Raw genomic sequence first — 21,658 nt, forward strand, 5'->3', positions numbered from 1 at the left:
ATGGCGAACGGCTCGTCCCTGCTCCGCGCGCCCGAGAAGCTTGCAGGCGCCGGTCCCACGGACCGGCTTGCCGCGCTGGAACGCATCTGGCGGCGGTTCGACAACCCGGAAACGCTGCTCAGCCGCGGCGGCCGCGTCGTCGAGATCTCGCCCACCCACTACAGGGTGCGCGGCCTTTCGGACATTGCCAGGCTCGGCGACATCGTCGAGCAGCGCGGCAAGACCGGCACGCGCCGCGGCGAGATCGTCAGGATAGGCCGCGACGAGGTGGTGGTCGCGCCGTTCGAGCGCCACGCCGATGCCGGCATCGGCGACACCGTTTTCCGGCGCGGCCCACTCGCGGTCGCGCCTGATGTTTCCTGGCGCGGGCGCGCCATCGACGCTTTGACTCGCGTCATCGACGGCGGCCCGCCGCTGGTCAGGCCGAATGCCGCCGGCAGCGCCGACACATTGACGCCCGGCGCCATGTCGCGGCAGCGGGTCGGCACCGGCTTCCTGACCGGAGTGCGGGTGATCGACATCTTCACGCCGCTCTGCTTCGGCCAGCGGCTCGGCATTTTCGCCGGCTCCGGCGTCGGCAAGTCGACGCTGCTTGCCATGCTCGCAGGCGCCGAGGCCTTCGACACGGTGGTCGTGGCGCTGATCGGCGAGCGCGGCCGCGAGGTACGCGAATTCCTCGAGGACACCATCGGCGCCGACAGCATGGCCAAGACCGTCGCGGTCGTCGCCACCAGCGACGAGAGCGCCATGATGCGCCGGCGCGCGCCCGACACAGCCATGCGTGTGGCCGAGCATTTCCGCGACCAGGGCCATCGCGTGCTCCTGGTGCTGGATTCGATCACGCGCTTTGCCCATGCGCTCCGCGAGGTGGCGACGGGCACCGGCGAGCCGCCGGTCGCGCGCGGCTACCCGGCATCGGTCTTCACCGATCTGCCGAAGCTGCTCGAGCGCGCCGGACCAGGCGCCGAGGGCAAAGGCTCGATCACCGCCATCATCTCGGTGCTGGTGGACGGCGACGACCACAACGATCCGGTGGCCGATTCGGTGCGCGGCATCCTCGATGGCCACGTCGTGCTCGACCGCGCGATCGCCGAGCAGGGACGCTACCCGCCGGTCAATCCGCTGTCGTCAATCTCACGTCTCGCCGACAAGGCCTGGAGCGCGGAGCAGCGCATGCTGGTGACAAGGCTGAAAGCGATGATCGCGCGCTTCGAGGACACGCGCGATATCCGTCTGCTCGGCGCGTATCAGGGCGGCGCCGACGCCGAGCTCGACATCGCCGTGCGCCAGGTGCCGCTGATCTACGACGCGCTCACGCAGTCACCGAGGGACCGCGCATCGGCCGATCCGTTCACCGATCTCGCCCGCCATCTCAAGGGGAAGCAGAATGGCGATCAAGGAGACTGACCTGCAACAGACCGAGCGCATGCTGCGTGAGATGATTGCCGAGGCCAAGGCCGCCGAGGAGGCCGACGCCAGCCGCGACTCGCTCATCAACGGCCTGTTCCCGAAAAAGGTGGAGTGGCCCCAGCCGCCGCCGGCCCAGTTCCCCCGCCTGGCCAACAGGAAAGCGGACCGGCGCAGCGATTTCGTCGTCGCAGCGCTCGGCATCACGCTCGGCCTGATCTGCGCGCTGTTTCCCTGGTATATCTTTTTCAACCAGGAGCAGTTCGGCGTCCAGACCATCAAGTTCGGCGGCAGCGGCAGCAATTCGGGACGCGACGGCGGCGGCGTTGCGGCCGAACGCAGCGAACCGCTGACGGCCAAGGACGTTCCCAACGCCGATATCGACCTGCTGGCCACCGGAACGGTGCAGGACGACCCCCCGCCGGCGCCTGGCGACCAGCCCTTCCCTGCGGCCGCGGCGGAATTCAGGATGGTGCATGTCGCCAATGGCCGCGCGATGATCGAGGACGACACCGGCCTGTGGGTCGTCCAGCGCGGCTCCGTCCTGCCGGACTCCAGCCGCGTCGCCGCGATCGAGCAGCGCGGTGGCAAGTGGGTGATCGTCACCGATGCCAACAAGGTGATCCAGCTTTCCAGGTAATGGCCTCGTAACGGGCCGCGGGCTCGCTCCGCGCAAGGTCCGCGCAAGACTGGCGGCCTAGTCTTGTGCGTACTCGCCCGGAGAGTCCCATGGAATCCGTCAACCTCTTTGACCTCGCCACCCGGCAGTCGCAATGGCTGGCCGTGCGCCAGTCGGCGATCGCATCCAACATCGCCAATGCCAACACGCCGGGCTACACGGCAAACGACGTCGAACCGTTCGAAAAGGTCCTCGACCGGACTGCGGTGACGCTGGCGGCCACCCAGACCGGCCATCTGGGCGCCGAGGGGACCAATGCCGGCTTCAATCTCAAGCCGGAGGATGTCACGGGCTCGATAATGCCGTCGAAGAACACGGTGGTGCTCGAGGACGAGCTGATGAAGGCCGGCGAAGTGCGCCGCTCCTTCGAGCTCAACACGGCGATCGTCAAAGCCTTCCATTCGATGATGACGATGGTGGTGAAGAGCTGACCATGGACGCCCTGACCGCAGCCCTCAAAGTCGCGGCATCCGGCCTTGGCGCCCAGTCGGAGCGTCTGCGCGTGGTGTCGGAGAACCTCGCCAATGCGCAATCGACGGGCAACACGCCTGGCGCCGATCCCTATCGCCGCAAGACGATCAGTTTCCAGTCCGAGCTCGACCGGACGAGCGGTGGTTCGCTGGTCGAGGTGAGCTCGATCGCGCGCGACCCGTCGGACTTCCCGATCGAGTTCCAGCCCGGCAACGAGGCCGCCGACGCAAAAGGGTACGTGAAGATGCCCAACGTCAACGTGCTGGTCGAAATGGCCGACATGAGCGAGGCGAACCGCTCCTATGAGGCCAACCTGCAGGTCATCAAGCAGGCCCGCGATCTGATTTCCATGACCATCGACCTGATGAGGAACCAGCAATGATCGGCGGTATCGGGGCACTACAGTTCAAACCGGCAATCGACGGCGCGGAGGCCGCCTCGCCGGGCCTGCTTCAGGGCGGCGTCGGCACCAAAGCAGGCGAAGGCGTCGGCAGCAGCTTCGCGGAGGCTCTCAGCCAGGCTGCGACCAAGACCGTCAACACGCTGCAGAACGCCGAGCAGATGTCGATCCAGGCGCTGAAGGGCGACGCCGACACCCGCCAGGTGGCCGATGCGGTGTTGAGCGCCCAGCAGGCCCTGCAGACGACGATCGCCATCCGCGACAAGGTCGTCTCGGCCTATCTCGAAATCAGCCGCATGAGTATCTAGGACCGCGTCATGAAAGCCCTTGCCATCGCCGCGACCGGCATGAACGCCCAGCAGACCAATCTGGAAGTCATCGCCAACAACATCGCCAACATCAACACCACCGGCTACAAGCGGGCGCGCGCCGAATTCTCCGACCTGCTCTATCAGGTCGATCGCACCCAAGGGGTGCCCAACCGCTCCAACACCTCGCTCGTGCCCGAGGGCGTTTCGATCGGCCTCGGCGTCAAGACGACGGCCGTGCGCAACGTCCACACACAGGGCGAGCTGACCAGCACGGGCAACAGCTTCGACCTAGCGCTGACCGGCCGCGGCTGGTTCCAGATCGAGGGCGCCGACGGCAGCACGCTCTACTCCCGCGCCGGCGCCTTCAACACCAATGCCACCGGGCAGCTGGTCACCGCCGACGGCGCCACCGTCATTCCGGCGATCACCGTGCCGACCGACGCGGTCGAGGTCATCGTCAACAAGACCGGCCAGGTCTTTGCCCGTATCGACGGCCAGACCGACCTTCAGCTTCTCGGCCAGCTTCAGATCGCCAACTTCGCCAATGAGGCGGGCCTGGCGCCGCTCGGCGACAATCTGTTCCAGGAGACGGCGGCCTCCGGCCCGGCCAATGTCGGCGTTCCAGGCGATCCGGGCTTCGCCACCATCGAGCAGGGCTATCTGGAGTCCTCCAACGTCGATCCGGTCAAGGAAATCACCGAGCTGATCTCGGCGCAGCGCGCCTATGAAATGAACTCGAAGGTCATCCAGGCCGCTGACGACATGGCCTCGGTGGTCTCAAAGAACATCAGGTAACCGACGATGGCCATGCCGGCTTCCTGCCCTGCTTTTCGTCGCGTCGTGCTGGCCCTTGCGCTGGTGGTCGTCGGCGTGCCGGCACTTGCGCAAGAGACGGGCCCATCTCCCTTGCGATCCGGGGAGTCGGCCAACCAGCTCGCCGCCAATCAAGCGGTCGGCGAAGCCGTGCTGATCCCCAACCGGGTCATCTATCCCGGCGAGACGATCGAACTTGCGGCGCTGAAGCAGGTGACGCTTGTCCCGGGCAAGCACAAGCCGGACGGAATGGCGACGCGCTCCGAGGAACTTCAGGGCAAGGTCGCCAAGCGCACCCTCGTGCCCGGCCGCTACATTCCGGCGGCCGCGATCCGCGACGCCTGGCTGGTCGAGCAGGGTGCCTCGGTGGAGGTCTATTTCACCGCCGGAGCGCTGACCATCTCCGCCGCCGGCGTCACGCTGCAGCCGGGCGCCGCCGGCGATCTCATCAAAATCCGCAATGTCGACAGCGGCAAGATCATTTCCGGCACGGTAATGGCCGACGGCACGATTCGGGTCGGCGCATCGTGAGGCGCGTCTTTGCCCTTCTGCTGAGCGCCGCGATCGGTCTTCAGCCCGCATTGGCGGATGGGCTCACGTCCAAGGCCAAGCGCGAACTTGCGCAGAAAAATGGCGGCGTCTACGACGACCCGGAATACGATCCGGCGACCACCACCCGCATGTTCCGCGTCTCGACGGGACCGAGCACGCTGCCGCCCGGCCAGGTCGCCGCGCGCATCAAGGACATTGCCCAGTTACAGAGCGCGCGCGACAACCAGCTCGTCGGCTACGGCCTGGTCATCGGCCTGGCGGGAACCGGCGACAGCCTGCGCAACTCGCCGTTCACCGAACAGTCGATCCGCGCCATGCTGGAGAACCTCGGCATCGCCACCGAAGGTGGCAGCGCGCGCGCCAAGAACGTCGCCGCCGTCATCGTCACCGCCAACATGCCGCCCTTCGTCCAGTCGGGCGCGCGCATCGACATCGACGTCTCCTCGATGGGAGATGCCACCTCGCTTGCCGGCGGCACCCTGGTGATGACGCCGCTCAAGGCCGCGGACGGCGAGATCTATGCCGTCGGCCAGGGCTCGGTGATCGTGGGCGGTTTCACCGCCCAGGGCCAGGCAGAGCAACTGACGCAAGGCGTGCCCACCGCCGGCCGCGTGCCGAACGGCGCCATCGTCGAGCGCTCGGTGCCGGCCGAGTTCGATGACCAGGGCGTGCTGACGCTGCAATTGCGCAATCCCGATTTCTCGACCGCCATCCGCATCGCGGACGCCATCAACGACTACACCTCGCAGCGCTTCGGCATGCGCGTTGCGGCCGAGCGCGATGCCCGCACCGTGCAGATCAGACGGCCGAAGAACGTATCGGCCGCGCGCTTCTATGCCGAGATCGAAAATCTGGTCGTCGAGTCGGATGCGCCTGCCCGGGTCGTCATCGACGAGCGCACCGGCACCATCGTCATCGGCAACAACGTCAAGATCTCGCGCGTCGCGATCAGCCACGGCACGCTCACCGTGCGCATCACCGAGGCGCCGAAAGTGGTTCAGCCGGAGCCCTTCTCCAAGGGCGAGACGGCGGTCGAACCCTTCACCGCCATCGAGGCTTCGCGACCCGACGCCCGCGTCGCCGTGCTCGACGGCCCCGATCTTGAAACGCTTGTCTCCGGTCTCAACCGTCTCGGCGTCAAGCCCGACGGCATCATCGCCATCCTGCAAGGCATCAAGTCGGCCGGCGCCCTGCAGGCCGACCTGGTTCTCCAATAGGCATGCCGATGATCGAGCTCTTCTCCTCAAACCCGCATCGTCGCCCGAGACTTCATACGACCATGAAGCTGCTAGCCGCTGTCGCGATCGCTGCGCTGATGGGCGGCACTCCGGGTCGCGCGGAAGAAGTCCGCCAGGTGCTGCCCGGCGGACAGGCCCCGGCCCAGCCGGCTGATCTCGCGCGCGGGAAGGCGCCGGACGAGAGCGAGATCCAGCGCTTCTGCTCCAACATCGCCGATGCGGCTCGCGACCGCCGCTACGCGTTGCAGGCCGAGGAGCTGAAGCAGCTCCAGGCAGGCATCGACGAGCGCATGAAGGCGCTGGAGACAAAACGCGCCGAGTACGAGCAGTGGCTGAAGCGGCGCGAGGTATTCCTAGCGCGCGCCGAAGAGAGCGTCGTCAAGATCTATGCCGGCATGAAGCCAGACGCCGCGGCCGAGCGCCTGGCAATGGTCAACGCCGAGCTCGCTGCGGCCATCCTGATGAAGCTCGATGCGCGCAGGGCCGGCGTCATCCTCAACGAAATGGACCAGAAGGCGGCGGCGACGCTCACCGGCATCATGGCCAGCGCGGCGCGAAGGGTTGATCCGTCATGAAGTTGAAATTGCTCGTCCTTGTCGCGGTCGCGGCACTGTCCGGCTGCGGCACCGATCTCAAGGAAGTCGGCCGGGAGCCTGCGCTCTCACCGGTCGGCTCCGGCATCGGCAATGGCGGCGCAGCCCCCTACTCCTATCCGGAGCCGCCGGCGAGACCCGTCAAGAAATTCTCGCTTTGGGATGATCGCCAGAGCAGGCTTTTCACCGATCCGCGGGCGCTGCGCGAGGGCGATATCCTGACCGTCAACATCAAGCTCAACGACAAGGCCAATTTCAAGAACAAGAACGACCGCAGCCGCACCGCCGCGCGCAAGCTCGGCTACGACGTCACGCTCGGTTGGGACGGCAAGAGCACCAGCGGCAAGGGCGATGCCGGCTTGAGCTCCAGCACCGAGACCAACGCCGACGGCGAGATCAATCGCTCGGAGAATCTCGAGCTCAATGTCGCCGCCGTCGTCACCGAAGTGCTGCCCAACGGCAATCTGATGATCAGGGGCTCGCAGGAAGTGCGCGTCAATTACGAACTTCGGGTCCTCACCATCGCTGGCATGGTGCGTCCCTCCGATATCGGCGCCGAAAACACCATCCCCTACGAGCGCATCGCCGAGGCACGTATCTCCTATGGCGGACGCGGCCGCGTGAGCGAGGTCCAGCAGCCGGCCTACGGTCAGCAGATCCTCGACCAGGTTCTTCCTTTCTAGGCGGGGAGATCGCTGTCGTGGCAAACGTCGAGCAGGCTCAGTCCAAGAAGGGACCTTCCCTTGTGGTCCAGCTCGCCATGCTCTTGGCCATGACGGGCGCGGCCGTCGGCATGGGCTGGTTCTCGGGCGGCTATCTCAAGCAGGGAGAAGCCCCGGCGCCTGTTCCTGCCGCACCCGAGAACGCCGGCAACCCGGAGAAGTCGGCCGAAGTGGGCAAACAGATCGCCGGACCGACGGTGGTCCAACTGGCGCCGATCACCACCAATCTCGCCGCACCTAGCGAAATTTGGATAAGGCTGGAGGCATCGGTGCTCTACGACGCGCCGCAGCCGCAGGACATGACCGAGCAGATCCATCAGGACCTGCTGGCGTTCGTGCGCACGCTGAAGATGCATCAGATCGAAGGCGCCAGCGGCTACCAGCATCTCAAGGCCGATCTCGACGAGCGTGCGGCGCTGCGCAGCGGCGGCCACGTCAAACAGGTTCTCATCAGGACGATGCTGCTCGAATGAGAAAGTTCCTCATCGCCACGGCGCCCATCGTCGTCACCACCTCTGTCGCCGCGGCCCAGCAGCTCGATCTCGGCGGCATAGGCAAGGCCGACGGCACCACGGTCGGCTATCTCATCCAGATGTTCGGGCTGCTCACCGTGCTTTCGGTGGCGCCGGGCCTGCTGATCATGGTGACGAGCTTCACCCGCTTCGTCATCGCCTTCTCGATCCTGCGCGCCGGCATCGGCCTGCAGTCGACGCCGGCCAACCTGATCCTGATCTCGCTGTCGCTGTTCATGACCTTCTATGTCATGGCGCCGACCTTCGACCAGGCCTGGAACACCGGCGTCAAGCCGCTGATGGACAACCAGATCACCCAGGCCGAGGCCTTCGAGAAGATCTCGGATCCGTTCCGCAGCTTCATGCTGCACAATGTGCGCGATAAGGATTTCGATCTTTTTGCCGATCTCGCCCGCGAGCGCGGCCAGACCGTCTCGCGTGACACCGTGGACCTGCGCATTCTGGTGCCCGCCTTCATGATCTCGGAAATCAGGCGCGGCTTCGAGATCGGTTTTCTGATCGTGCTGCCGTTCCTGGTGATCGATCTCATCGTCGCCACCGTGACCATGGCGATGGGCATGATGATGCTCCCGCCGACGGTGGTTTCCCTGCCGTTCAAGATCCTGTTTTTCGTGCTGATCGACGGCTGGAACCTTCTGGTCGGCAGCCTGGTGCGATCCTTTACCTGACCGCCCCGCCGGGCTCGAGGACGACACTTAAGGCTTCGCCTGCTAAAGCCCGCGCGAATTATTTTGGATTAACCGTCCAGTTTAGCCGTTTGGTAGGAAGTTGCCCGCATAGTCCGCTCCAGATGGCGGGTGATCGGGTCTCAACGATCATTGGCATGATGCCGCACCGTCATACCGGACAAGCCGGTATGTCAAAAAAATCCGTGTAAAAACCAAGGTACGAGTATCATGTCCAGTATCATGACCAATTCCGCTGCGCTGACCGCGCTGCAGAGCTTGAACAACACCAACAAGCAGCTCGAGACCACCCAGTCCCGCATTTCGACCGGTTACCGTGTCGCCACCGCCAGCGACAACGCCGCTTACTGGTCGATCGCCACCTCGATGAAGTCGGACAACAAGGCGCTCTCGGCCGTTCAGGACTCGCTCGGCCTCGGCGCCGGCAAGGTCGACACAGCCTACACCGCCATCAACGACGTCAAGGATCAGGTGGACCTGATCAAGACCAAGCTGGTTACCGCCCGCGGCGCCAGCCAGGAAGACCAGCAGAAGATCGCGACCGAAATCAAGGCCATCCAGGATCAGATCAAGTCGTCGGTCACCAACGCCAACTTCGCCGGCTCGAACCTGCTGCAGAACGACGGCACGGCTGCTTCCGATCTGAACATCGTTGCTTCGTACAACCGCACCGGCTCGACCGTCACGATCGACACCATCAAGGTGGCCTCTGCCGACACGCAGGTCCTCGACACGGCGGGCACCGGCGGCATCGTCGGCGGTCTTCTTGCCACGACCTTCTTCGATCCGAGCTCCGCCGCCGTCGCCGACACCGCCATCGACACCGCGCTCGGCACCGTTGAAACGGCGCTCGGCAAGCTGTCCACCGGCGCCGCCTCGCTCGGTGCCGCAAAGTCGCGCATCGATACCCAGCAGAGCTTCCTGTCGAACCTGTCGGACTCGATCGACAAGGGCGTCGGCGCTCTGGTCGACGCCGACATGAACAAGGAATCGACCCGCCTGCAGGCCCTCCAGGTGCAGCAGCAGCTCGGTATCCAGGCGCTGTCGATCGCCAACGGCAACTCGCAGCAGATCCTGTCGCTCTTCCGCGGCTGATCGCCCGGCGAACTTCAGGCATCTTTGTCGGGCCGCGCCACCAGCGCGGCCCGATTTTCATTTTTGATGCTGCTGCCCCTCCGAGGCGCGCCTCTTCCCTCGAGAAATATTACCGCACCGCGGTTTCAAGGCTGGCTTTTAACGCGCCGTTAACTGTGACGCGCTAGCTATGGTTAACCAATCGCTATGACGGGCCGACCGACGGTCGACAGGCATGACCGCCCCCGCCAGAGAGTTGACCGGCATGCGCGAGGCATGCCTGCTTTGAGAAGGGGTGTATCTTGGCAAGCATCATGACCAACGCCGCCGCGCTCACCGCGCTGCAGAGCCTCAACGCCACCAACAAGGCGCTTGAGACCACGCAGGGCCGCATCTCGACTGGCTACCGTGTCGCCACTGCTTCCGACAACGCCGCCTACTGGTCGATCGCCACCTCGATGCGGTCCGACAACAAGGCGCTCTCGGCCGTCCAGGACGCGCTCGGCCTCGGCGCCGGCAAGGTCGACACAGCTTACACCGCCATCACCGACATCAAGGACCAGGTCGACGCGATCAAGGCCAAGCTGGTCACCGCGCGCGGCGCCAGTCAGGACAACCAGCAGAAGATCGCGACCGAAATCAAGGCCATCCAGGACCAGATCAGGTCGTCGGTCACCAATGCCAGCTATGCCGGTTCGAACCTGCTGCAGAATGACGGCACGGCCGCCTCGGATCTGCATGTCGTGGCTTCGTACAACCGCACCGGCACGACCGTCTCCATCGACACCATCGACGTGGCAGCGACCGACACGCAGGTTCTCGACACCGCCGGCACCGGCGGCATCGTCGGCGGGCTGCTTGCGACGACCTTTTTCGATCCGAGTGCCGCGGCCGTTTCCGACACCGCCGTCGACACCGCGCTCGACAGCGTTGAAACCGCGCTTGCCAAGCTCTCCACCGGCGCTGCCTACCTTGGCGCCGCCAAGTCGCGCATCGACACCCAGCAGAGCTTCCTGTCGAACCTGTCCGATTCGATCGACAAGGGCGTCGGTGCCCTCGTCGATGCCGACATGAACAAGGAATCGACCCGCCTGCAGGCGCTCCAGGTGCAACAGCAGCTCGGCATCCAGGCGCTGTCGATCGCCAACGGCAACTCGCAGTCGATCCTGGCCTTGTTCAAGAGCTGATATTTCCGCTGAGGCAACCCCTCCATCGCAAGGCCGCGTCTCGGGCGCGGCCCGCGTCTCGGGCGCGGCCTTTTTCTTGCGCGTTGGACTGCTGCCTCCGGGCCGTTCGGGCCTAGCATAGCCCCTGGCCGCATGCGCTATCATCCTCGCACAAGCTTCGCGGTCTAGTCTTCCGGCGGAAAGTCATGCTGGGAGCGGTTGAATCGTGCCGGAACAGATCCAGAGCCTCATCGCGAACCTCCGCGGCTTCGGCGTCAGGCGTCTCGCTCTCATGGGCGGCATCGCCGCGCTGGTCATGGCCGTCATCGGCGTCGGCTCGGTCTATCTCAACCGTCCGGCCTACGAGACGCTCTATGTCGGGCTCGACCGCAGCGACGTGAACCAGATCGGCCTGGTGCTGGGCGAGGCCGGCATCGGCTTCGATGTCGGCGCCGACGGAACATCGGTGCTGGTGCCGGCCGGCACCACCGCGCAGGCGCGCATGCTGCTGGCCGAAAAGGGCCTGCCGACCAGCGCCAACGCTGGCTACGAGCTGTTCGACAATGTCGGCTCGCTCGGCCTCACCTCGTTCATGCAGCAGATCACCCGCGTGCGTGCGCTGGAAGGCGAGATCGCGCGCACCATCCAGTCGATCGCCGGCGTCAAGGCGGCGCGCGTACACATCGTCATGTCCGAGCGCGCCAATTTCCGCCGTGACGAGCAGCAGCCCTCGGCCTCGGTGGTCATCCGTTATGCCGGCGTCGATGCCGAAAAGAGCGCCCAGTCGATCCGCCACCTCGTCGCCGCAGCGGTTCCCGGCCTGTCGGCCGACAAGGTGACCGTGCTCGATTCCAACGGCAATCTGCTCGCCGCCGGCGACGACACTTCCAACACAAGTGCTGCCCGCACGCTCGGCGTCGAGCAGACGGTCGAGGCGCAGATCGGTGACAACATCCGCCGCGCGCTGACGCCTTATCTCGGCCCCGACAATTTCCGCGCCAGCGTCAAGGCCGACGTCAATACCGACACCCGACAGACCGAAGAAACGATCTTCGATCCCGAATCCCGCGTCGAGCGTTCAGTGCAGTCGGTGCGCACCAACGAGGCCAGCAACCAGAAGCAGGCCTCGAACCCGACCAGCGTCGAGCAGAACCTGCCCGAGACGCAGACGACCACGACTGAAGGGCCGCAGTCCTCCTCGCAGAACGACCGCAAGGAGGAGATCACAAACTACGAGATCAACTCCAAGAAGATCGCCACCGTTTCCAACGGCTACTCGGTGACCAAGATGTCGATCGCCGTCGTCGTCAACCAGGATCGGCTGAAGACCATTCTCGGCAAGGACGCCACCCCCGAGCAGCTTGCCAAGCGCGTCGCCGATATCCAGAAGATGGTGGCCTCCGCCACTGGCTTTGAGGAGAAGCGCGGCGACGTCATCGATGTCTCGGCGGTCGAGTTCATCGACGGGCTGGACGGTGAGCCGATTGACCAGCCGGGCATCCTCGCCTCGATCGGCACATACACCGGCACGCTGATCAATGCCGGCGCCTTTATCGTCGTCGTGTTCCTGGTCGCCTTCTTCGGCCTGCGGCCGATGGCGGCCGCGCTGACGGCGTCGGCCAAGCCCGCGGCCCTCGCCGGCCCGAGCTTCGACGATGTCCAGCGCTCGCTGCCGACCCCCGACGCGCCGGTGGCCGCAATCGCGGCCGACACGGCCGTCGGCGCGCTGCCGGGCGCCCGGCCGGGCGCCACTCCGCTCGACGACCTGCGCCAGAAGATCAGGCCTGCGCCGCAGGAACGGCTGGCACGCATGGTCGACCTCAACGAGGAACGCACCGCCCAGATCCTGCGCAAATGGGCGGCCGCCCCGGAAGCCGCGGGTTAAGCCATGGCTTCGGCGGCCCTTTTCGATCTCCTGCCCGATTTCGGTTCGCGCGCCCCGCGCGCCGGCCAGGCACCGTCAGCGCCTGACATCGAGCGCAAGCCGGACGTATCGCCGCCGCAGGCCGACATCGGCGCGCTGATCGCCGAGGCGGTGGCCGATGCGGAAGCAGCACTCGGGGCGCGGCTCGCGGCCGCCCACGAGGCGGCCCTCGAGGCCGAACGCCAGGCCAATGAGGATGCGGCAAAGGCGTTCCTCAAAAGCTTCGGCGGCGATCTGGGGGCGGCGGTCGCGACACGGATCGATGCCATGGAAGCGCGCGTGGCCGAGCTCACCGCCGCCACCGTCGCCCGCATCCTCGGCGGCGTGGTCAGCCATGATCTGCAGGAGCGCTCGATCGAAGCTCTTGCCCGTACCGTAAGCGCCGCGATTGCCGACAGTGAGGCGGTGCGTATCGGCGTGCGCGGGCCGCTGTCGCTGTTCGAGCCGCTGAAGGCGTCGCTTGGAGATCGCGCGGCCAATCTCGATTTCACCGAGGCCGCCGGCTTCGACCTGACCGTGACCATCGATGAAACCGTCTTCGAGACGCGCATCGCCGAATGGTCGGCTTCCCTGTCGGAGGTCCTGTCATGAGCGCCATCGACCACGGCGAGGCCAGGCATGAGATCATCATCGTCAAGCGGAACCACGACGGTCATGACGACGGCCATCATGGCGGCGTCTGGAAGATCGCCTTTGCCGACTTCATGACCGCCATGATGTGCTTCTTTCTCGTCATGTGGCTGATCAACGCCGCCAACGAGCAGACCAAGGCGGCGGTCGCCAGCTATTTCAACCCGGTCGAGCTGATCGATCGCAATTCCAGCCGCAAGGGCTTGGAAGATCTTGGCGACGGCCCGAGCAAGGTTGGCCTCACGGCCGACAATCCGCAGGATGGCGCGAGCAAGGCCGGCGAGGACGGCAAGGGCGGCGCCGGCTCCTCCGACCGCAGGCAGACGAAGGAGGCCTCGCAGAAATCCGATCTCTCCGACGAGCATCTGTTTGCCGATCCCTATGCCGTGCTGTCGGAGATCGCCACCGATACCGGCGTGATGCAGAATGTCAGCGCCAAGGGTGAAGGCGGCGCTCAGAACGCCGGTCCGGCGACCGGCGCTTCCGGCGGCGAATCCTATCGCGATCCTTTCGCGCCGGACTTCTGGTCGCAGCAGGTTGCGACGCCTGGCGCCGAAGCCAGCGCCGAACGCAGGAGGATCGAAGGCGATCCGGCCAGGACTGGCGAGAAGGTCGCCGAGACCGATGTGCCGAAAGTCAAGGCCGCTCCGCCGGCACCGCCGCAGTTGGATGCGCCGCTCGAGCCGCTGGCGGCACCGGAAAAACACGGTGCCAAGGTGGTCGCCGGATCGGACGGCGACACAAAAGTCGGGAAGGCCGAAGGCAAGGCGATCAAGGGCGAGAAAGCCCAAGCTGAAAAGGCAGAAGCCGAAAAGGCAGAGGCCGCTGCGACCGATGCTGCGATGCCGGGAGCCGCAGGGGCCGAACCGGCGACGGCCGAGCCGGCAAAGGCGGAGCCGGAGCAAGCCTCCGACAACGGAAAGAAGGTCCCGAGCAGCGCCGCCCTCAAGGCGGCCGCCGAAATCAAGCAGGAACTGGCCAAGGCTTTCGCGCCCGGTGACAAGCTGGCCGAGGGCGTCTCCGTCGAGGCAACGGACAAGGGCGTCGTCATCTCGATCACCGATCAGCTCGACTTCGGCATGTTCGAGATCGGCTCGGCCGTGCCGCGCCGCGAGATGGTGCTGGCGATGGAGAAGATCGGCCGCATCATCAACGAGAAGAAGGGCACCATCACCATCGGCGGCCATACCGATGCGCGGCCGTTCCGCAGCAACGCCTACGACAACTGGCGGCTGTCCACCGCCCGCGCCCACTCCGCCTATTACATGCTGGTGCGCGGCGGCGTCGACGAAAGCCGCATCACCGAGGTCGCGGGCTTCGCCGACCGCCAGCCCAAGATCGCGTCCGATCCGCTGGCCGCCGCCAACCGCCGCATCGAGATCCTGATGGCGACCGGCGGATGAGGGTCAGGACCGCCATCGGCCGCGCAGTCGGGCTGCTGCTGCTCGCCGCAGGACCGCCCGCTGCCGCTTTTGCACAGGATGACGGCCTGCAGCCTTACCAGCTGGTGCGCTCGCTGCAGTTGGTCCAGGACCGCATCGCCGGAGGCGATCATGCGGCGCTGCCGATGCAGGCCAAGCTGCTGGAAATGACCGATGCGAGGCTTCGCGCCGCCGATGCCGGCGATTTCAAGGACCCGAAGAATTTCCGCGCTCTGCTCGTCTATGGCATGAGCGGCGGCAATCCCGTCACAGTCGAGGCGGCGGCTTCGCGCGCGGCGACCGACCCGCAAAGCCTCGCCATCGCCAAAGGGGTCGTCGCCTATCTCAACGGCAGGCCGGCCGCGGCAATCGAAATCCTGAAGCCGATCGACCCGATGAGCGTGCCCGCCGACCTCGGCGCCTTCCTGGCGTTGGTCAAGGGCTCGCTGCTTGCGACCGATGAACCCGCAACGGCGCTGACGCTGCTGGACGAGGCCCGCCTGCTCAGCCCCGGCACACTGGTCGAGGAGGCAGCGCTTCGCCGCTCGGTCGGCCTCGCAGCGACACAAGGCGACGCCGCGCGCTTCGCGCTTGCCTCGACGCAATATGTCGCCGGCTATCTCTATTCCCCCTATGCCAGTCAGTTCGCCGATTCCTTCGTCTCCGGTGTGATTGCGCTGCACATGTCGATCAGCCAAGACAAGCTCGCCGACATCACCTCGATGATGGACCCCGAGCGCGAGAAGGTGATCTTTCTGCGCATCGCGCGCCGCGCCGCGATCGACGGGCTGAGCGACCTCTCCGCCTTCGCCTCGGCCCGGGCCGAGCAGGGCCGCAACGGCAAAGGCAATCAGGACGACCCGCGCGCCGTGCTCTATTCGGGCCTCTCCACGGTGACATCGGCCACGATCGATGATGTACGCGCGAGGCTCGGCAAGGTCGATCGCGGCAAGCTTTCGGAGCGCGACCGCGCTTTGCTCGATGCGGCACAGGCCGTTGCCGGCGAGGTCGTCGCTCCCGTGCGTGCGGCCGCCATGAATGAGACGGAGGCCGGTCCGGCCAAAAGCGATGCCGCGAAACCCGCTGAAACCGAGGCTGCGAGCCAGGCCGACGCCGAAGGGTTGCCCCCGGTGGAAGGCGCGATGGCCGAGCAGCCGGCCCCGGTCAAGCCGGCGGACGCGCCGGCCGCAACGTCCGCGCCGCCGGCTCCGCCGACGACGGCTCAGGCCGCGGCCGAGGCTCAAGCCCCCGCTCCTGCGCAGCCCGAAACGCCATCCGTGCTGCCTGCATCCACGCCGGCGGCCGCAGCAAGCCTCGATCCGCACGATCCCACCGATGCCGCGATGCTCAAAGCGCGCCGCCAGCTCGACCAGATCGACCAGCTACTTGGAGCCGCTCCCAAATGACCAGCGCCCAAATGAACAGCGTGAGCCAGGCCACGCCGGGACTTGCATCCGCCCAGGTCCAATCGCGGCAGCATCCTGCCGACAGCAAGGAAAACGGCTCGAATTTTGGCGAGATGGTGCATGGCGCCGAACAATCGGCGCGGCAGGCAAAGCAGCCGGCCGAGCCTGTGTCTTCCGATGCGCAGCCGGCGCGGCGCGCCCTCGCCGGTCCGCCCAAGCCACCACCCGATCAGGATGGCCAGAACAAGACTGCCGCGCCGAAGCCAGCGGCCGGAAAGGCCGCGAAGAATGGCGCCGAGGCTGACCATGTAAAGGCCACGGACGATGCCGATGCGGCGGCGCAATCGTCAGATAGCGCTCTGCTTCAGGACGGTTTTCCCCTGCTGATGGCGCTGGGCGACATCCGCCACTTCGCAACGTCGACAAATGCCGAGCGCGGTGGATCTTCTGTCGAGGGAGAGCCCTCGATCGGCCAGGCCGCGTCTTCGCAGCTGGCGATCCGTCAAGGCAAACGCATGTTGGCCGACGCTTCCGAAGGCAGCGAGCCGTTGCCGCGATCCGGTCGCGCGACGATGGCGACCGAGAAGCCCGGGCTCGATTTCGGACAGAAACCGGCCGGCGCTGGTCAAGGCCCGGACATGTCGATCCGCAAGGACGACATCCGGTCTGGAACGCAAGGAGCCGCAACCGACGCAACGACGCCGCAAGGCTGGCGTCCGGCGGCCGCCCAGAAGACCGCGCAAACGGCGCAAGCCCTCGCATCGAACAATCAAGCCAAGCCATCCTCTGCCGCCGCGCGCATGGATGTGGTCAGCCAGCAGAGCTTCCCCGCGCCGGCCCAAAACGCCTTCGGCCAGACGGTATCGGCGCTGGCTGAGGCGATCGCCTCTGACAGCGGGGTTCAGCAGGCCTACTCGAGCGCTCCGATCGGCTCGCACGCGACCAACTCTGTTGCCGTTTCGACACATGTCCTGAAGATCGAGCTCCACCCGGCTGACCTCGGCACGGTCACCGCCAGCCTGCGTCTTTCCGGAGAGCAGCTTTCGATCGAGATGAAGCCGGAAACGCACGAGGCGTACCGCCGTCTGACCGCCGACAGCGACGCCATCGTCAAGTCGCTCCGCAGTCTTGGTTTCGACGTCGATCACGTCACCATCATGCAACCCTCGATAGCGGTCCATTCGCCCGGTCGCGTCGAAGCGAGCGGCGCACCGCCGATGTCCACGGGCCGCGAACAGCCTTCGTTCCAGCCCGGGAACTCGGGCGGCAACAGCGCCGGCGGCGATCGGCAACCGGGAAGGAACGACGGCAATGGCGCACAGGAATTCGGCCGCGCTGCTTCGCCTCTTCGCGAGCGCGCTGGCGACGATATCTATATCTAGTCTGGCCGCGACCGTCGCCGCCAAAGCCGCGCCCAATCCTTGCGAGCCGGAAATCCTGCGCGCCGCCGATCGCTATGGCGTGCCGGCCGGTATCCTTTACGCGGTCGGCCTAACAGAAACGGGAAAGAAGGGCAGCCTTCAGCCCAACGCTTTGAATGTAGAAGGAAAGGCTGTTTTTCCGCGCAGCCGAGGGGAGGCGCTGGCGACGTTCGAGAATGCCCGCCGCGAGGGCAAGACGCTGATCGATCTCGGCTGCATGCAGATCAATCATCGCTATCATGGCGCGCAGTTCCGCAGCGTCGAGGACATGCTAGACCCGCACCAGAACGTCGACTACGCGGCGCGCTTCCTGGCGAGCCTCCACGCCCGCCACATGACCTGGTCGATGGCCGTCGCCCGCTATCATGCCGGCCCCGACAACGACCCGGCGCAGAAGGTCTATGTCTGCCGCGTCATCGCCAACATGGTCGCCACCGGCTTCGGCAAATGGACGCCGAACGCCAGCGCGTTCTGCAACCATTAGTTGCAAAACCATATGCCTTTGGTCCGCCGCGACGGGGTTCACAGCGGCCGCCGGCAGCCCTCTATCCAGTGCCGCGAATAGTCCCTTCACGGCCGGCTTTATTACGGCTCCCAAAAAAACTCCCAAGAAAATAGCTACAAGAAATGACGGTTTTTCAGGATTCACCGCACCGGATACCGCTTTCCGCACGGGGCAAATGAGATGATTCGGAGGGCGGGCCGATGATCGTGATCGTTGATGAGCGCGAGCTCGTAACTGAGGGCTACAGCTCACTTTTCGATCGCGAGGGCGTTGCCACCGCGGGCTTCGCGCCAGGCGAGTTCGGCGAGTGGGTGAACTCTGCCGCCGACACGGACTTGAGATCGGTCAGGGCTTTCCTTATCGGCGACTGCCGCGAGGGCGCCATCTCGCCGCGCCAGATCCGCGACCGCACCGGCGCGCCGGTGATCGCGCTCAGCGAACAGCACTCGCTGGAACACACGCTTAGGCTTTTCGAGAGCGGCGTCGACGACGTCGTCCGCAAGCCGGTGCACATCCGCGAAATCCTCGCCCGCATCACCGCCATCCGCCGCCGCGCCCGCGAAGAGGCCGCCTACACCGAGGTCGGCTCGATGCGCATCTTCATGGACGGGCGCGACCCGGAGATCGACGGCGAGCCGCTGCCGCTGCCGCGTCGCGAGCGGCGCATCCTGGAATATTTGGCCAGCAATCGCGGCCGGCGCGTGACCAAGACGCAGGTGTTCAACGCCATCTACGGCATCTTCGACGAGGAGGTCGAGGAGAACGTGGTGGAGAGCCACATCTCGAAGCTGCGCAAGAAATTGCGCGAGAAGCTCGGCCATGACCCGATCGATTCCAAGAGGTTCCTCGGCTACCGGCTGGTGTTTTGATGGTCGTCGCCGGCACATCCCGCGCCAGCCTCGCGCAAGACACGAGGCTTAGTTTTGTAGCCTCTCAGAAAGGCACCGAGGAGATGTATCGATGAGCCTCTACGGAATGATGCGCACCGGCGTCTCCGGTATGAACGCCCAGGCCAACCGCTTGTCCACGGTGGCCGACAATATCGCGAATTCCGACACAACCGGCTACAAGCGCTCCTCCGCCGAATTCTCGACGCTGATCATGCCGAGCACCGGCGGCGCCTATAATTCAGGGGGCGTGACAACGACGATCCGTTCGGCCGTCAGCTCGCAGGGTGTTCTGCAGTACACCACTTCGGTCTCCGACCTCGCCGTCAACGGCGACGGCTTCTTCGTCGTGCAGGACCCGAGCGGAACGCCCTATCTCACCCGCGCCGGCGCCTTCGTTCCGGACGCTCAAGGACGCCTCGTCAACGCCGCCGGCTACCAGCTGATGGCCTACAGCTACGCCAATGGCGATCCGGCCGCCACCGCCAACGGCTTCGAAGGCCTCGTGCCGGTGCAGATTTCCGATCAGGAGATGACGGCGACGCCGAGCACGGAAGGGACATTCACCGGCAACCTGCCGGCTGGCGCCACCGCTGTCACCGCCGGCAACCTACCCACCGACAACAGCACCTCGTCACAATACACGTCGAAATCGTCGCTGGTCGCCTACGACAATCTCGGCAACAAGGTGTTGCTCGACGTCTATTTCACCAACACCGGCACCGGCACCTGGCAGGTTTCGGTATTCGATCAGTCGAAGGCCACGGCCGGCACGTCGTTCCCCTATGCGGGCGGCGCGCTGGGTTCGGCCAATCTCACCTTCGACACCACCACCGGCAAGCTCACCGGCGCGACCACCGGCGTGTCCTTCACGGTGCCGAACGGTTCGACTCTCAACCTCGACCTCTCCAAGCTGACGCAGCTCGGAACCGGCTTCACGGTCTCCGATGCCAACGTCAACGGCAATGCGCCGAGCACGATCGAAAAGATCCAGATCAGCCAGGACGGCGTCATCTACGCCCAATTCGAGGATGGCTCCACCAAGCCGCTCTACAAGATCCCGCTGGCCGACGTTCAGAGCCCCGACAACCTCACCGCGATGCCGGGCAACGTCTATGTGCAAAGCGCGGACTCAGGCGCTGTTCGCATCGGCTTTGCCAATGAAGGAAAGCTTGGCTCGGTCGTCTCGGGCGCGCTCGAAAATTCCAATGTCGATATCGCCGAGGAACTGACCAACATGATTGCGGCGCAGCGCAGCTACACCGCCAACTCGAAGGTCTTCCAGACCGGTTCCGACCTGATGGACGTCCTGGTCAACCTGAAGAGATAACCCCATCGGGCGCCAGCCCGTGAAAGACCCGCATGTCGCTTTCCACCGCATTAAGCATCGCCCAGTCGGCGCTCCTGGCCACATCCAAGCAAACCAGCGTCGTGTCGCGCAATGTGGCCGACGCGTCCAACCCGGATTATGCCCGTCGCGTCGCCGTCGTCACCAGCACGGCGCCCGGCGCGCGATCGGTGGAGATACAGCGCGCCGCCAATGATCTTCTGTTCCGGCAGAACCTTTCCGCGCTGTCGGCATGGAGCGGCCAGAGCGCGCTTTATAGCGGCATGGATCAGCTCGACTTATCGGTTAATGGAGTCGACAATGCGTCGTCTGCGTCGACTGCGATCGGCAATCTGCAGCAGGCGCTGCAGCTCTACGCCACCACGCCGTCGAACCAGAATCTCGGCGCCAGCGTCATCGACGCAGCCAAGCAGGTGGTGAGCTCACTGAACGACGGCACCACGGCGATCCAGGATTTCCGCACCCAAACCGACGGCCAGATCGCCACCGCGGTCGACGACCTCAACTCGCTGCTCAGCCAGTTCCAGGACGCCAACAAGGCCGTCATCGCCGGCACACGCTCCGGCACGGATGTGTCGGACGCGCTCGACCAGCGCGACGCGCTTCTCAAGAAGATCGCCGAATATGTCCCGGTCTCGACCTTCACGCGCGGCGACAACGACATGGTCATCACCACCAAGGACGGCACCACGCTGTTCGAGACGGTGCCGCGGTCGGTGACCTTCACGCCCTCGGCCGGCTACACCGCCGGTACGCCCGGCAACACGATCTATATCGACAATGTGCCGCTTTCTGCAGACACCGGCGACAATACCAGCGCCGACGGCAAGCTTGCCGGCATGCTGAAGCTGCGCGACGGCGTTGCCGCGACCATGCAGAGCCAGCTCGACGAGATCGCGCGCGGCCTGATCACGGCATTTGCCGAGACCGCGCCGTCTCAGCCCAACGCCGCAGGCCTGTTCACCTGGTCCGGCGCGCCGGCTGTTCCCGCTGCCGGCACCCTGGTCGACGGCCTCGCCGGCTCGATCAGCGTCAACGCCGCGTTTGACCCGAGCGCCGGCGGCAGCGCGGCGCTGCTGCGCGACGGCGGCGCCAACGGCGCGGCCTATGTTTCCAACACCGGCGGCGGCGCCTCCTATTCTGACCTGCTGATCGCCTACGGCAACAGGCTCGACCAGCCGATGGCCTTCGACACCTCCGCCGGCATCACGGTCAGCTCCGGCGTCTCGGACTACGCGGCCAACACCATCGGCTGGTTCGAAGGCGTGCGCCAGCAGGCATCGACCAACGCCGACGCGAAGGAAGCGCTGTCCACGCGCACCGCCGAAGCGCTATCGAACGATACCGGCGTCAATGTCGACCAGGAAATGTCCCTGCTTCTCGACCTCGAGCACACCTATCAGGCGTCGGCGCGCATGATGAAGACCGTCGACGACATGCTGGACGCCTTGTTGGGCGCGGTGGGATAATC

23 protein-coding genes are annotated in these 21,658 nt (G+C 65.6%); all 23 read left to right on the forward strand.

What is annotated here, in order from left to right:
- The 23 genes from fliI to flgK all read left to right on the forward strand — a co-directional run bounded on the left by fliI (position 1) and on the right by flgK (position 21,656).
- The gene (gene fliI, locus A9K71_RS24945; protein ID WP_067002388.1) at positions 1-1,407 is read left to right on the forward strand and encodes a flagellar protein export ATPase FliI; all 1,407 of its coding nucleotides are present in this window, start codon (positions 1-3) and stop codon (positions 1,405-1,407) included.
- Entirely contained in the window at positions 1,388-2,047 is a 660-nt protein-coding gene (locus A9K71_RS24950) for a hypothetical protein (protein WP_067002390.1), read from the forward strand. The genes fliI and A9K71_RS24950 overlap by 20 nt, the downstream gene beginning before the upstream one ends.
- A gap of 89 nt (positions 2,048-2,136) precedes the next feature.
- A complete protein-coding gene (flgB, locus tag A9K71_RS24955) occupies positions 2,137-2,517 on the forward strand; it encodes a flagellar basal body rod protein FlgB (RefSeq protein WP_067002392.1) in 381 nt (126 codons plus the stop codon).
- A gap of 2 nt (positions 2,518-2,519) precedes the next feature.
- Positions 2,520-2,939: a flagellar basal body rod protein FlgC gene (gene flgC / locus A9K71_RS24960; RefSeq protein WP_067002393.1), complete on the forward strand. Its 420-nt coding sequence runs from the start codon at positions 2,520-2,522 to the stop codon at positions 2,937-2,939.
- Positions 2,936-3,265, forward strand: a complete 330-nt coding sequence (locus A9K71_RS24965; protein ID WP_067002395.1) for a flagellar hook-basal body complex protein FliE — start codon at positions 2,936-2,938, stop codon at positions 3,263-3,265. Before flgC ends, A9K71_RS24965 begins: the two co-directional genes overlap by 4 nt.
- A 9-nt stretch (positions 3,266-3,274) precedes the next feature.
- The gene (flgG, locus tag A9K71_RS24970) at positions 3,275-4,063 is read left to right on the forward strand and encodes a flagellar basal-body rod protein FlgG (protein WP_067002397.1); all 789 of its coding nucleotides are present in this window, start codon (positions 3,275-3,277) and stop codon (positions 4,061-4,063) included.
- A gap of 6 nt (positions 4,064-4,069) precedes the next feature.
- Complete coding sequence (gene flgA / locus A9K71_RS24975) at positions 4,070-4,612, forward strand: flagellar basal body P-ring formation chaperone FlgA (RefSeq protein ID WP_067002399.1); 543 nt, start codon at positions 4,070-4,072, stop codon at positions 4,610-4,612.
- Positions 4,609-5,850 (forward strand): flagellar basal body P-ring protein FlgI, encoded by a 1,242-nt coding sequence (locus tag A9K71_RS24980; protein ID WP_067002401.1) that lies wholly within the window; start codon positions 4,609-4,611, stop codon positions 5,848-5,850. The genes flgA and A9K71_RS24980 overlap by 4 nt, the downstream gene beginning before the upstream one ends.
- Before the next feature lie 62 nt (positions 5,851-5,912).
- A complete protein-coding gene (locus A9K71_RS24985) occupies positions 5,913-6,446 on the forward strand; it encodes a MotE family protein (protein WP_082980704.1) in 534 nt (177 codons plus the stop codon).
- Positions 6,443-7,147 (forward strand): flagellar basal body L-ring protein FlgH, encoded by a 705-nt coding sequence (flgH, locus tag A9K71_RS24990; protein WP_067002405.1) that lies wholly within the window; start codon positions 6,443-6,445, stop codon positions 7,145-7,147. Before A9K71_RS24985 ends, flgH begins: the two co-directional genes overlap by 4 nt.
- 17 nt (positions 7,148-7,164) lie before the next feature.
- A complete protein-coding gene (locus tag A9K71_RS24995; protein ID WP_067002407.1) occupies positions 7,165-7,659 on the forward strand; it encodes a flagellar basal body-associated FliL family protein in 495 nt (164 codons plus the stop codon).
- Positions 7,656-8,387 (forward strand): flagellar type III secretion system pore protein FliP, encoded by a 732-nt coding sequence (fliP, locus tag A9K71_RS25000; protein WP_067002408.1) that lies wholly within the window; start codon positions 7,656-7,658, stop codon positions 8,385-8,387. The genes A9K71_RS24995 and fliP overlap by 4 nt, the downstream gene beginning before the upstream one ends.
- Positions 8,388-8,615: 228 nt before the next feature.
- The gene (locus tag A9K71_RS25005; protein ID WP_067002410.1) at positions 8,616-9,500 is read left to right on the forward strand and encodes a flagellin; all 885 of its coding nucleotides are present in this window, start codon (positions 8,616-8,618) and stop codon (positions 9,498-9,500) included.
- A gap of 281 nt (positions 9,501-9,781) precedes the next feature.
- Positions 9,782-10,666, forward strand: a complete 885-nt coding sequence (locus tag A9K71_RS25010; protein ID WP_067002412.1) for a flagellin — start codon at positions 9,782-9,784, stop codon at positions 10,664-10,666.
- A gap of 205 nt (positions 10,667-10,871) precedes the next feature.
- Positions 10,872-12,530: a flagellar basal-body MS-ring/collar protein FliF gene (gene fliF / locus A9K71_RS25015; protein ID WP_067002414.1), complete on the forward strand. Its 1,659-nt coding sequence runs from the start codon at positions 10,872-10,874 to the stop codon at positions 12,528-12,530.
- 3 nt (positions 12,531-12,533) lie between these two features.
- Positions 12,534-13,160, forward strand: coding sequence for a hypothetical protein (locus tag A9K71_RS25020; RefSeq protein ID WP_067002416.1), 627 nt, complete (start codon positions 12,534-12,536; stop codon positions 13,158-13,160).
- On the forward strand, positions 13,157-14,602 hold the full coding sequence (locus A9K71_RS25025; RefSeq protein ID WP_067002417.1) for a MotB family protein: 1,446 nt from the start codon (positions 13,157-13,159) through the stop codon (positions 14,600-14,602). Before A9K71_RS25020 ends, A9K71_RS25025 begins: the two co-directional genes overlap by 4 nt.
- The gene (locus A9K71_RS25030) at positions 14,599-16,026 is read left to right on the forward strand and encodes a chemotaxis protein MotC (RefSeq protein WP_067002419.1); all 1,428 of its coding nucleotides are present in this window, start codon (positions 14,599-14,601) and stop codon (positions 16,024-16,026) included. Before A9K71_RS25025 ends, A9K71_RS25030 begins: the two co-directional genes overlap by 4 nt.
- On the forward strand, positions 16,023-17,408 hold the full coding sequence (locus A9K71_RS25035; protein WP_082980692.1) for a flagellar hook-length control protein FliK: 1,386 nt from the start codon (positions 16,023-16,025) through the stop codon (positions 17,406-17,408). Before A9K71_RS25030 ends, A9K71_RS25035 begins: the two co-directional genes overlap by 4 nt.
- A complete protein-coding gene (locus A9K71_RS25040) occupies positions 17,338-17,931 on the forward strand; it encodes a transglycosylase SLT domain-containing protein (RefSeq protein WP_245299767.1) in 594 nt (197 codons plus the stop codon). The genes A9K71_RS25035 and A9K71_RS25040 overlap by 71 nt, the downstream gene beginning before the upstream one ends.
- A 221-nt stretch (positions 17,932-18,152) precedes the next feature.
- Positions 18,153-18,821, forward strand: coding sequence for a response regulator transcription factor (locus A9K71_RS25045; protein ID WP_067002421.1), 669 nt, complete (start codon positions 18,153-18,155; stop codon positions 18,819-18,821).
- A 91-nt stretch (positions 18,822-18,912) separates the two neighbouring features.
- Positions 18,913-20,169 (forward strand): flagellar hook protein FlgE, encoded by a 1,257-nt coding sequence (locus tag A9K71_RS25050; protein ID WP_067002423.1) that lies wholly within the window; start codon positions 18,913-18,915, stop codon positions 20,167-20,169.
- 32 nt (positions 20,170-20,201) lie between these two features.
- Positions 20,202-21,656: a flagellar hook-associated protein FlgK gene (gene flgK / locus A9K71_RS25055; RefSeq protein WP_067002425.1), complete on the forward strand. Its 1,455-nt coding sequence runs from the start codon at positions 20,202-20,204 to the stop codon at positions 21,654-21,656.
- The last annotated feature ends 2 nt before the right edge of the window (positions 21,657-21,658 follow it).

This window comes from Mesorhizobium sp. WSM3873, assembly GCF_001672445.1.
In the GTDB taxonomy this organism is placed as follows: domain Bacteria; phylum Pseudomonadota; class Alphaproteobacteria; order Rhizobiales; family Rhizobiaceae; genus Mesorhizobium.

Coding starts and splice junctions, on each gene's coding strand:
- fliI (WP_067002388.1), top strand. CDS start 1: ATGGCGAACGGCTCGTCCCTGCTCCGCGCGCCCGAGAAGCTTGCAGGC.
- A9K71_RS24950 (WP_067002390.1), top strand. CDS start 1,388: ATGGCGATCAAGGAGACTGACCTGCAACAGACCGAGCGCATGCTGCGT.
- flgB (WP_067002392.1), top strand. CDS start 2,137: ATGGAATCCGTCAACCTCTTTGACCTCGCCACCCGGCAGTCGCAATGG.
- flgC (WP_067002393.1), top strand. CDS start 2,520: ATGGACGCCCTGACCGCAGCCCTCAAAGTCGCGGCATCCGGCCTTGGC.
- A9K71_RS24965 (WP_067002395.1), top strand. CDS start 2,936: ATGATCGGCGGTATCGGGGCACTACAGTTCAAACCGGCAATCGACGGC.
- flgG (WP_067002397.1), top strand. CDS start 3,275: ATGAAAGCCCTTGCCATCGCCGCGACCGGCATGAACGCCCAGCAGACC.
- flgA (WP_067002399.1), top strand. CDS start 4,070: ATGGCCATGCCGGCTTCCTGCCCTGCTTTTCGTCGCGTCGTGCTGGCC.
- A9K71_RS24985 (WP_082980704.1), top strand. CDS start 5,913: ATGAAGCTGCTAGCCGCTGTCGCGATCGCTGCGCTGATGGGCGGCACT.
- flgH (WP_067002405.1), top strand. CDS start 6,443: ATGAAGTTGAAATTGCTCGTCCTTGTCGCGGTCGCGGCACTGTCCGGC.
- fliP (WP_067002408.1), top strand. CDS start 7,656: ATGAGAAAGTTCCTCATCGCCACGGCGCCCATCGTCGTCACCACCTCT.
- A9K71_RS25005 (WP_067002410.1), top strand. CDS start 8,616: ATGTCCAGTATCATGACCAATTCCGCTGCGCTGACCGCGCTGCAGAGC.
- A9K71_RS25020 (WP_067002416.1), top strand. CDS start 12,534: ATGGCTTCGGCGGCCCTTTTCGATCTCCTGCCCGATTTCGGTTCGCGC.
- A9K71_RS25025 (WP_067002417.1), top strand. CDS start 13,157: ATGAGCGCCATCGACCACGGCGAGGCCAGGCATGAGATCATCATCGTC.
- A9K71_RS25030 (WP_067002419.1), top strand. CDS start 14,599: ATGAGGGTCAGGACCGCCATCGGCCGCGCAGTCGGGCTGCTGCTGCTC.
- A9K71_RS25035 (WP_082980692.1), top strand. CDS start 16,023: ATGACCAGCGCCCAAATGAACAGCGTGAGCCAGGCCACGCCGGGACTT.
- A9K71_RS25040 (WP_245299767.1), top strand. CDS start 17,338: ATGGCGCACAGGAATTCGGCCGCGCTGCTTCGCCTCTTCGCGAGCGCG.
- A9K71_RS25045 (WP_067002421.1), top strand. CDS start 18,153: ATGATCGTGATCGTTGATGAGCGCGAGCTCGTAACTGAGGGCTACAGC.
- A9K71_RS25050 (WP_067002423.1), top strand. CDS start 18,913: ATGAGCCTCTACGGAATGATGCGCACCGGCGTCTCCGGTATGAACGCC.
- flgK (WP_067002425.1), top strand. CDS start 20,202: ATGTCGCTTTCCACCGCATTAAGCATCGCCCAGTCGGCGCTCCTGGCC.